General features: G+C 35.9%; 6 protein-coding genes, 2 tRNA genes and 1 rRNA gene. 8 read left to right on the plus strand and 1 reads right to left on the minus strand.

Translation table 11 applies throughout. From position 1 onward, the window contains the following. Positions 1-117 precede the first annotated feature (117 nt). The 3 genes from FFWV33_RS07020 (at position 118) to FFWV33_RS07030 (ending at position 3,621) form a co-directional block, all read left to right on the plus strand. Positions 118-1,011: a PstS family phosphate ABC transporter substrate-binding protein gene (locus FFWV33_RS07020; RefSeq protein WP_108740252.1), complete on the plus strand. Its 894-nt coding sequence runs from the start codon at positions 118-120 to the stop codon at positions 1,009-1,011. A 23-nt stretch (positions 1,012-1,034) separates the two neighbouring features. Then, on the plus strand, positions 1,035-2,723 hold the full coding sequence (locus tag FFWV33_RS07025) for a tetratricopeptide repeat protein (RefSeq protein ID WP_342748673.1): 1,689 nt from the start codon (positions 1,035-1,037) through the stop codon (positions 2,721-2,723). Between the two features lie 265 nt (positions 2,724-2,988). Further along, positions 2,989-3,621, plus strand: a complete 633-nt coding sequence (locus tag FFWV33_RS07030; RefSeq protein ID WP_108740253.1) for a 7-carboxy-7-deazaguanine synthase QueE — start codon at positions 2,989-2,991, stop codon at positions 3,619-3,621. Positions 3,622-3,663: 42 nt separating this feature from the next. Here the strand turns inward: FFWV33_RS07030 and FFWV33_RS07035 are convergent, their stop codons facing one another. Next, entirely contained in the window at positions 3,664-4,371 is a 708-nt protein-coding gene (locus FFWV33_RS07035) for a class I SAM-dependent methyltransferase (RefSeq protein ID WP_108740254.1), read from the minus strand. Positions 4,372-4,444: 73 nt separating this feature from the next. Here FFWV33_RS07035 and FFWV33_RS07040 point away from each other — a divergent pair, with 73 nt between their 5' ends. From FFWV33_RS07040 to FFWV33_RS07065, 5 genes are all read left to right on the plus strand, one after another. Further along, the gene (locus tag FFWV33_RS07040) at positions 4,445-4,939 is read left to right on the plus strand and encodes a YkgJ family cysteine cluster protein (protein ID WP_108740255.1); all 495 of its coding nucleotides are present in this window, start codon (positions 4,445-4,447) and stop codon (positions 4,937-4,939) included. 55 nt (positions 4,940-4,994) lie between these two features. Next, positions 4,995-6,230: an ABC transporter permease gene (locus tag FFWV33_RS07045; protein WP_108740256.1), complete on the plus strand. Its 1,236-nt coding sequence runs from the start codon at positions 4,995-4,997 to the stop codon at positions 6,228-6,230. A 2,508-nt stretch (positions 6,231-8,738) separates the two neighbouring features. Continuing rightward, a 16S ribosomal RNA gene (locus tag FFWV33_RS07055) occupies positions 8,739-10,252 on the plus strand. Between the two features lie 140 nt (positions 10,253-10,392). Next, positions 10,393-10,466: transfer RNA gene (locus FFWV33_RS07060), tRNA-Ile, on the plus strand. 89 nt (positions 10,467-10,555) lie between these two features. Further along, positions 10,556-10,629 (plus strand) — tRNA-Ala (locus FFWV33_RS07065). Positions 10,630-10,798 lie beyond the last annotated feature (169 nt).

Genomic DNA, 10,798 nt, shown 5'->3' on the forward strand with positions numbered 1-10,798 from the left:
AGAATAGCCTTTGGGGTATTATTGATTGGATATGCATTTATACGATGTATTAGAATTATTAAAGACAATAAGGACTAAATCAAATTGCTATCATTTGATTTTAAATAATTTTGAAATATGAAGTTATCGTTAAGGTTTTCTATACTATTTGTGGTTTTGCTTACTAGTTTGTTTTTTTGCTGCAAAAAAGCATCTAGCAGTGATGAATCCATTTTAAAGGGTGGTACAACAATCATTGTAGATGAGACATTACGACCAATTTTAGAAGACCAGATTGCAGTTTTTGAAAGTGACTATAAAGCGAAGATTGTATTAAACTCTAAGTCAGAAAAAGAAGCATCTAATGCTTTAATTAAGGACACGACAAGGATTATTGTTTTAGCTAGGGAGTTAAATGATGCTGAAATCAATTATTTCAAAAAAGTAAAAATCAAACCAAAGACAACAAAAATTGGTACAGATGCAATTGCATTTATTGCTAATAAAAAAGATAACGATACTTTAATTGATATGAAGGATGTTGTTAGCTTCATGAAAGGAAGTACCACAACCAAAATAAAAGGATTGGTTTTTGATAATCCAAATTCGAGTACTGTACGGTACATGAATACTTTGGCAGGTTTGGAAAATAGTCCAGAAAAGGGTATCTTCTCCTTTAAAACAAATGAAGAAGTGGTTAAGTTTGTTGCTGAAAATGAAGGCATGATTGGAGTAGTTGGATTGAATTGGTTATATCAACCCACTCCAAATATTAGAAAGTACCTTGCTAACATTGATGTATTGAGCGTTCAAGGAATAGATAAAAATGGTTTTTTTGCACCTACACAAAATAATATTGCTGAAGGTACTTATCCTTTGGCACGCGATTTGTTTATAATAAATTGTCAAGGTTTTAACGGACTTGGGATGGGTTTCGCGTCTTTTGTTGCTGGAGATGTTGGCCAAAGAATTATATTAAAATCGGGTTTGCTACCTGTTAGGGTTCCTGGTAGGAAATTATTAATCAAGTAATTGGTTAAATAAAATAAATGAAAATGAATAAATTAATAAATGACAAAATGAAGAATTTTAAAGTTTTAAGTATGGCCTTTATGGCTTCAGTTTCTGTAATGCAAGCGCAAGATGTAAATGAAGCAAAAAAAGCGATTGATGCAGAACAGTATGATAAAGCAAAGCTAAATTTAAAATCTATCGTTAAATCTGACGACAGTAATGGAGAAGCCTTTTTTCTATTAGGAAATGTATATCTTTTTCAAAATGTAGCTGACTCGGCTAAGATTTCGTATGATAAAGGTTTGAATGCAAAAAAAGATGGCTATCTGAATAATATTGGTCTTGGTCAGTTATTGCTTGATAAAGGTGATTTGGCTGGAGCAAATGCAAAATTTGAATTGGCTAAAAAAGAAATGAGACGTAAGGATTTTCAAGAGTATGTGTACATAGCACGTGCTAATATGAATTCTACTAATCCAAACTATAAAAATGCTTTAGCAGTATTGGAGCTTGCAAAAGAAAAAAATGATCAAGAGCCTCAAGTTCAGTTAGCATTTGGTGATGCATTTTATGGTGATAAAAATCAAAATGAAGCTTACAGAGCATATCGTAATGCCTACCAAGGAGATAACACATTAATTAGAGCAAAAATGCAATTAGGTGTTTTGCTTAAAGGTGCAAAAGCTTATACTGAAGCAGTAGCGGCTTACGATGATGTTATCGCTATTAATCCATCTTATGGTCCAGTTTACCGTGAGTTAGCTGAAACTTATTACCTATGGGGAAGTAATCAACCAGCAAAATACGACGAGAACATCAAGAAAGCATTAGATTATTATGAGAAATACATGAGTATGACTGATTATTCATTAGCATCTCGTATGAGACATGCAGATTTCTTGATTTTGGCTAAAGATTACAAAGCTTTGGAAGTTGAAGCAAACAAAATGAAGCAATTGGATAAAGTGAATCCGAGAATCCTTAGATATTTAGGATATGCTGCTTACGAAAATGGAAATACAGATTCAGCTATCACTTCTTTGAATTCATTCATTAATGATTCTTCAAATAAGATTATTGCTCAGGATTATATGTACTTAGGTTTAGCTAAAGTTAAAAAAGCAACAAAGGCTGATGATTCATTAGACTTACCTGTATTTAACGAAGCAATTGGTTTTATTAAAAAAGCAGTTGACATGGAACCAACACTTACAAGTGAAATTGGTGATTTAGGTAAAAAATTATACGAGCAAAAATTGTTTAAAGAAGCATCTGAAGTTTTTGAGATTGCTACTTCAAACAAAGAATCTAAAAATTACTTGTTAGATAATTTCTATTTAGGTAACTCTATCTATTTTGATAATACAAAATCAGGGGCTGTAAAAGATACTGTTGCTTTGCAAAAAGCAGATGTTGCTTTTGGTAATGTAATTCAAGCATCTCCAGCAACACAAGATGTTTATGTGTATCGTGCAAGAACACAATCATTATTAGAAAATGATGAATTGATGATCAAGTACTACCAACAATATATTGATATCGTTACTCAAAGAGGTCCTGAAGAGTTAGCTAAATCAACTGTAAAAGGAAAATTAGTAGAAGCTTACAATACAATGGCAGCAGGTTATGCGAACTCAGATAAAGCAAAAGCTTTAGAGTATTTCAATAAAACTTTAGCTATTGATCCTGGAAACGCTTATGCAACGCAATCGATCAATTCATTGAAGTAATATTCAAAATTTTATTTATAATCAAACCGGCAAGTAATTGCCGGTTTTTTTGTGGCTTATTATTATGTAGCAAACGAATTTAAATTGTAGTCCAAGATCTTTGGTATAGTGCAGATACAACATAAAAATGGTACAATGTATTTGGATTATATTTATTCGTGCCTGAAAATTAGAATAGGCGAAACAATATGTAATCGGTATCATTTACAATCAAATGAGTGATGTTTATTTTTTATAGCTATCTTTGTACCCTCAAAATTTTAGAATGTTATCAAAAGAAGTACAGTTAGAGGTTAATAGAGGCGGAATGCTTCCGTTGATGGAAGAGTTTTATACAATACAAGGAGAAGGGTATCATACAGGTACCGCAGCTTATTTTATTAGAATTGGTGGTTGTGACGTAGGTTGTCATTGGTGTGATGTTAAGGAGAGCTGGAATGCTGAACTTCATCCGCCTACTGCAGTTGATACGATTGTCGAGAATGCCAGCAAATATTCTGAGACCGTTGTTGTCACAGGTGGTGAACCATTGTCATGGGATATGAGTTTACTAACGCAAAAGTTAAAAGAAAATAATCGCAAAACGCATATCGAAACATCAGGTGCTTATCCATTGTCAGGAACATGGGACTGGATTTGTCTATCTCCAAAGAAAAATAAGTTACCAACTGAAACAGTATACGCAGCGGCACACGAGCTTAAAGTAATTATTCATAATAAACATGATTTTATTTTTGCCGAGGAGCAAGCACAGTTAGTAAACAACAATGCTATTTTATTTCTACAACCAGAGTGGAGTAAAAAAGAAGAGATGACTGAGTTAATTGTTGATTACGTAATGAAAAATCCACAATGGAGAGTTTCCTTGCAGACACATAAATATTTGAATATACCATAAAGAATAAAAAAAAGCCAACGCAGTCCGTTGGCTTTTATTATTTTATAAGCTAAGCTTAGCCAAATAGTCATAATGTTCTCCCTCCATAATAAGTTCACATTTTAATCCATTCGCAAAGGCCGCATTTTGCAAGGTGTTATAATCTAGGTACAACCAGTCGAGTGGTACTTCCTTTACCCCTTTGTAGGAGATTTGAAAAGTCAATTCGCCATAATATTCATTGTCCGATGAAATCCATTTTCCGCCATCTTCATCTTCATCAAACATATAAATGATGTCGGAGCTGTCAATTAGGATCTTTCCTCCAGTTTGAAGTAGTGATTTTAATTTTAGTAAAAATGCAGGTAATTTTTCAAGTTTGCCGCATACTCCTGTACCATTCATGAGCAAGAGTATGGTGTCGTATTTTTCATTTTCGATCAACATAAAGTCCTGCACCTTAGCATTTTTTATTCCTCTAAGCTGACAAGCTTCTATTGCATTCGAAGAAATGTCGATCGAGATTATCTGTGCATTATTGTTTTCTTGCAAATATAAACTATGGCTTCCGGCGCCACATCCAATATCGAGAATTTTACCAGTTGCAAGCTGCATAGCTTTTTGTTCCAGTAAAGGCATATCCTCATATTTTCGAAAAAGGTATTCAATGCTCATCTCGTCTTCGTCTGAGATCGAGGTGGATGTAATCAAGTCTTCAGTAAAATTGTTGGTTTGATAATCTAGTATTGCTTTACCAAAAAGGTCTTTCATTTTTTTTAATTTAAAGTATATAGGTCAGGGCCTAAAAGTTGTTTAACTTTGTAGTGAATTTTAACTGCAACAATTGAAGCCACAATTAAACGAACTAGAAAAGCTTGCCAAAGATAAGCATATCGAGAATAAGAAATATTTCGATAAGCTAAAAAAGAAAACACCCAAAAATTTGGATTACATCATGCAAGACATTCACGATGCCGAATTTAAAAGGACGGATTGCTTAGATTGTGCAAATTGCTGCAAAACAACTGGTCCATTATTTACCTTGGCCGATATTGAACGTATTTCAAAAGCCTTAAGGCAAAAACCACAACAATTTATTCAGCAATATCTACGTGTTGACGAAGATCAAGATTATGTGTTAAATTCTGTTCCATGTACCTTTTTAGGGAGTGACAACGCTTGCATGATTTACGACGTTCGACCAAAGGCATGTAGAGAATTTCCACATACAGACAGGAAAAAATTTCATCAAATTACAGATTTAACGTTGAAGAACATTCCGATTTGTCCCGCAGCATACAATGTTGTCGAAGAAATGAAAAAGAAATTGCCCTTGTAAAAGTCAAGCTTACTGCGTAATCGTAAATAATAGAGAGCCATTAAATTAAAAGAATTTGAATCTAGAGTATTTTATAGCCAAAAGGTTAGTCACCGCAAAAAATAACAAAAGTAGTATCTCGGCGCCCATAATCAATATTGCTATTTCGGCGATTGCTATCGGTATGGTAATGATGATTGTTTCTGTAGCAACGGGAATTGGGTTACAGCAAAAAATTCGTCAAAAAGTTGCGGCTTTTAATGGTCATGTATCAATCTCAAATTATGACAGTAACGAATCTAATACTACCATAAGCCTTGTATCGCTCAAACAAGATTTCTATCCCAACTTTAAATCGGTGCCAGATGTCAAACACATACAAGCTGTAGCTAGCAAAGCCGGAATTATTAGAACAGAAACAGCTTTCGAAGGAATTGTCTATAAAGGTGTTGGTGTCGATTATGATTGGCAATATTTAAAAGAGTATCTCGTATCAGGAAGGCTACCGGTTGTAAATAGTAGCTTGAATGAAGAAGTCTTAATTTCTCAATTTTTGGCAAAACGTCTCAATTTTAAAGTCGGGGAGTCTTTTAATACCTTTTTCATGAAAGAAGGTCAGAATAAAATGCCAAACAGTCGTCGGTTCAAAATCGTCGGAATATTTAATTCCGGTTTCCAAGAGTTCGATGCGACCTTTATTATTGGAGACCTTCGTCATTTGCAACGAATCAACAAATGGTCAAAAGACCAGGTGGGAGGTTTTGAGATTTTTATCAAAGATTTTGATAAGATAGATCAAACAGGACAAGAAATATACAAACACATCGGATCAACACTCAATGCAAAGACAATAATCGAAAAGTACAGCTATATATTCGAATGGCTCAAGCTATTTGACTTCAATATCATTGTTATTTTAGTTGTTATGATACTTGTAGCAACTATCAATATGGTAGTAGCATTGCTAGTGCTTATTTTAGAGAGAACACAAATGATCGGAATCCTTAAGGCATTGGGAGCAGGTAATTGGTCTGTTAGAAAAATTTTTCTCTACAATGCGACCTATCTTATTTTCCGTGGACTATTTTGGGGTAATCTAATAGGAATAGCCATTCTACTTATTCAGCAATATTTTGGAGTGGTAAAACTCAATCCAGAAAATTACTATGTAAACGAAGCACCTGTCTACATTAGTATAACCTATATATTTGCATTAAATTTATTAACCATCGGGGTCTGTTTTGTCGTTTTATTAATTCCTTCCTACATCATAACCAAAATTTCACCTGTCAAAGCTATAAAGTTTGATTAACATTAAATTTTAAAAATCAAGATTGTTACCTAAAGCCGTCAGCTATATATATAATTCCAAATTTTTCAAGAGCAGTACATCCAGTTTTCCATTTGTTAATTCAGTCCCGTTATCCGCTCCAATCTTTTTTGCGGCCAAAAAAAGCCTCAAAAAAGGATTTACACTACTACCGGGGCTAGAAGGGAAGTGTAGTTCTTCTTTGTTAGTATCCTAAAGCACTATTTCAAACTACATTATATAGGTATGTTATTGGAATTAAGCTGTAATGTTTGCATTTGTACAGCAGTTCATTTTGTATGCCATAGAAAAATGTCAAGTACATTATACTGATTTGAATAGATCAGTTAGCTTTTTGGTTATCGAAGTATTGATAGACTACTTGTTGACAGGTATAGATTTTTCAATAGTTAGATGCATCAGTTATAAATCCATTTTTTTAATTTTCTTGGATAAATATATAACGCATTAATACCGATTGTTCTAAACTACAATGGTTGTTACCTCTCTTTCTATTTAAGCATTATTCTGGTCATGAAACTTCAGAATTGGGATTAGTAACTATTCTAGTTATAAATCATTCTAGGTTATATTTAATGGTTTTGGTGAATTTAGCTGCTTGGCGTTACAGGTAGTGTATGTATGTATGTATGTATGTATGTATGCTAGGTGAACGTTTATGAAGCCACATGTTATTAATAGTATCCAATTTCAGCTTACAGGCACCTTCATATAATGTAATTAAATTTTCTAATGCCGTTAGGCATGGCATATAGGTAGCAAAAAAATATTTACGACATCAAGGTAGTGCCGTAGGTACGATATATAATCCAGAAGGCAGATTTGGGATTTCATTTCTAGTCACATTCATCTTAATATACTGTGTGTAGAATAATGCTGCTTGATATCATTTATAGTTGTAGTAAGTTCAAAAGGTTTACACGCGACAATATGTTAACTACAATTCGCCACTGGTATAATTAATGCCGTTAGGCATGACATATCGGTAGGGAAAAAGATTTAGTTCATGAAGGTAGTGCCGTAGGTACGATATATAATCCAGATGGTAGATTTAGGATTTCATTTCTAGTCGCATTCATTTTAATGTACTATGTGTAGAATGATGCTGTTACATATCATATATAGTTTATAGTAGGTACAAAAGGTTTACATACCGCAAAACATTAACTACAATTCACCAGTGTTATAATTAATGCTGTTAGGCATGACATATCGGTAGGGAAAAAGATTTAGTTCATTAAGGTAGTGCTGTAGGTACGATATATAATCCAGATGGTAGATTTAGGATTTTATTTCTAGTCGCATTCATTTTAATGTACTATGAGTAGAATGATGCTGTTACATATCATATATAGTTGTAGCGAGTCCATGAGGTTAGAGCGCAACGATATATTAACTACAATTCACCATTGGTATAAGCAATGCCGTTGGATATGATATATTGGTAGACAAAAAATATCAGTTCATTTAGGTAGTGCCGTAGGTAGGTAGGTAGGTAGGTAGGTAGGTATATTATTTCTAGTCGCGTTCATTTTAATGTACTGTATATAGGATAACGCTGCTAGATATCATATATAGTTATAGTAGGTACAAAAGGTTTACATACCACAAAACATTAACTACAATTCACCATTGGTATAAGCAATGCCGTTAGGCATTATATATTGGTAGACAAAAAAGATTTAGGTCATCAAGGTAGTGCCGTAGGTACGATATAGTGTAACTGAAATACATTTCCCCTCTAATCAACTTCAAATAAGTATATAAGCAGCATAATAATAGCTGTGAGACCTATAATATTTATAGAATCAGAAGCAATACAAGCTAGAAATGCCATACAATAAAGCTAATCCAAGAATCAAAACCACCCAATCCAACAAAACTCACACAAAGAAAACGATAAAACCACTCAAAATAAACTCCAAATTCGCACAAACCGTAAAAACGTTAAAACTCAAAGTTCACTTTTCCAGCCGATTAAAAAATAGATTAAAAAAAGGTTGGGTAAAAGTATTGAATAACGGAGTAGGCTCACTACTTTTGCACCCGCAACAACGAACAAGTTCACTGACACACTGGCAAGCATTAGGGATATAGAGGAAGAAATTCTTCTAAAAAAAATATCAAATAAAGCTTGTGAGATTAAAGTAAACGAATTACTTTTGCACCCCGCAGAATGAGACAAGTTATTTGACAGACTGGTAAGAAGAATAAAGAAAATGAGATTTAGGTCTTGAAAAAAAAACTTTAAATTTTTCTTGCGAGAAACGAAATAGTTTTCTACTTTTGCACCCGCTTCGAGAAACATGTTTAACATGTAGACGAGACGGAAAAACAAGATAAGAACACGTTCCTAGACATATTGAATTGACAGCCGTTTTAAGAGAGATCTTAAGACAAAAGAATAAGAGTAATAGAATCGAGAGATTTTAAAAAACCACTAGACCTTCAGTCAAAAATAAATAGTCCGCCACGGCGGACAAATAATATACGATGAAGAGTTTGATCCTGGCTCAGGATGAACGCTAGCGGCAGGCTTAACACATGCAAGTCGAGGGGTAGTTATCTTCGGATAATGAGACCGGCGCACGGGTGCGTAACGCGTATGCAATCTACCTTTCACAGAGGGATAGCCCAGAGAAATTTGGATTAATACCTCATAGTATAGCTGAACCGCATGGTTCTACTATTAAAGATTTATCGGTGAAAGATGAGCATGCGTCCCATTAGTTAGTTGGTAAGGTAACGGCTTACCAAGACTACGATGGGTAGGGGTCCTGAGAGGGAGATCCCCCACACTGGTACTGAGACACGGACCAGACTCCTACGGGAGGCAGCAGTGAGGAATATTGGTCAATGGGCGCAAGCCTGAACCAGCCATGCCGCGTGCAGGATGAAGCATCTATGGTGTGTAAACTGCTTTTATACGAGAAGAAACAACGCTACGTGTAGCGTCTTGACGGTATCGTAAGAATAAGGACCGGCTAACTCCGTGCCAGCAGCCGCGGTAATACGGAGGGTCCAAGCGTTATCCGGAATCATTGGGTTTAAAGGGTCCGTAGGCGGTCAGATAAGTCAGTGGTGAAAGCCCATCGCTCAACGGTGGAACGGCCATTGATACTGTCTGACTTGAATTATTGGGAAGTAACTAGAATATGTAGTGTAGCGGTGAAATGCTTAGAGATTACATGGAATACCAATTGCGAAGGCAGGTTACTACCAATATATTGACGCTGATGGACGAAAGCGTGGGTAGCGAACAGGATTAGATACCCTGGTAGTCCACGCCGTAAACGATGGATACTAGCTGTTGGAAGCAATTTCAGTGGCTAAGCGAAAGTGATAAGTATCCCACCTGGGGAGTACGAACGCAAGTTTGAAACTCAAAGGAATTGACGGGGGCCCGCACAAGCGGTGGAGCATGTGGTTTAATTCGATGATACGCGAGGAACCTTACCAAGGCTTAAATGTAGATTGACCGGTTTGGAAACAGACTTTTCGCAAGACAATTTACAAGGTGCTGCATGGTTGTCGTCAGCTCGTGCCGTGAGGTGTCAGGTTAAGTCCTATAACGAGCGCAACCCCTGTTGTTAGTTGCCAGCGAGTCATGTCGGGAACTCTAACAAGACTGCCAGTGTAAACTGTGAGGAAGGTGGGGATGACGTCAAATCATCACGGCCCTTACGCCTTGGGCTACACACGTGCTACAATGGACGGTACAGAGAGCAGCCACTGGGCGACCAGGTGCGAATCTACAAAACCGTTCTCAGTTCGGATCGGAGTCTGCAACTCGACTCCGTGAAGCTGGAATCGCTAGTAATCGGATATCAGCCATGATCCGGTGAATACGTTCCCGGGCCTTGTACACACCGCCCGTCAAGCCATGGAAGCTGGGGGTGCCTGAAGTCGGTGACCGCAAGGAGCTGCCTAGGGTAAAACTGGTAACTAGGGCTAAGTCGTAACAAGGTAGCCGTACCGGAAGGTGCGGCTGGAACACCTCCTTTCTAGAGCCTTAATTGTTAGTTACGTAAGTGACACGTTAGGGAAAGAGACGAAAAGAGAAAGTGGAAAGAAAGATTGAGAATTTATTACTCTTGCTGTTAATTTAAAAAAATTGAATTAAAAAGAAATTTAAGAATAAGAGTGTCTCGTAGCTCAGCTGGTTAGAGTACTACACTGATAATGTAGGGGTCGACAGTTCGAGTCTGTCCGAGACAACTATTTACACTTAAAGGAAATTTTAGAAGTTGAGAATGTATGAGATATGAATTCATAACTCAAAACTAATAACTCATACTTAAAAAATTGGGGAATTAGCTCAGCTGGCTAGAGCACCTGCCTTGCACGCAGGGGGTCAACGGTTCGACTCCGTTATTCTCCACAAAAACAGTAAACAGTCACGGTTTACAGTATGCAGGTAACTGCTTACTGATACTGAAAGCTGAAAACTGATTTAAAGTTCATTGACATATTGAGATAAGAAAAGTAAAAAATAAGTAGAAAGCGTTTTTTCTAATTTATTAGAAAAGACAAACAAAAACGGTCTTAAT

The sequence above is a fragment of the Flavobacterium faecale genome (assembly GCF_003076455.1).
GTDB classification, from domain to species: domain Bacteria; phylum Bacteroidota; class Bacteroidia; order Flavobacteriales; family Flavobacteriaceae; genus Flavobacterium; species Flavobacterium faecale.

Excerpts from the sequence above, each read along its gene's own strand:
- FFWV33_RS07025 (WP_342748673.1), top strand. The coding sequence starts at position 1,035 with ATGAATAAATTAATAAATGACAAAATGAAGAATTTTAAAGTTTTAAGT.
- FFWV33_RS07020 (WP_108740252.1), top strand. The coding sequence starts at position 118 with ATGAAGTTATCGTTAAGGTTTTCTATACTATTTGTGGTTTTGCTTACT.
- FFWV33_RS07030 (WP_108740253.1), top strand. The coding sequence starts at position 2,989 with ATGTTATCAAAAGAAGTACAGTTAGAGGTTAATAGAGGCGGAATGCTT.
- FFWV33_RS07035 (WP_108740254.1), bottom strand. The coding sequence starts at position 4,371 with ATGAAAGACCTTTTTGGTAAAGCAATACTAGATTATCAAACCAACAAT.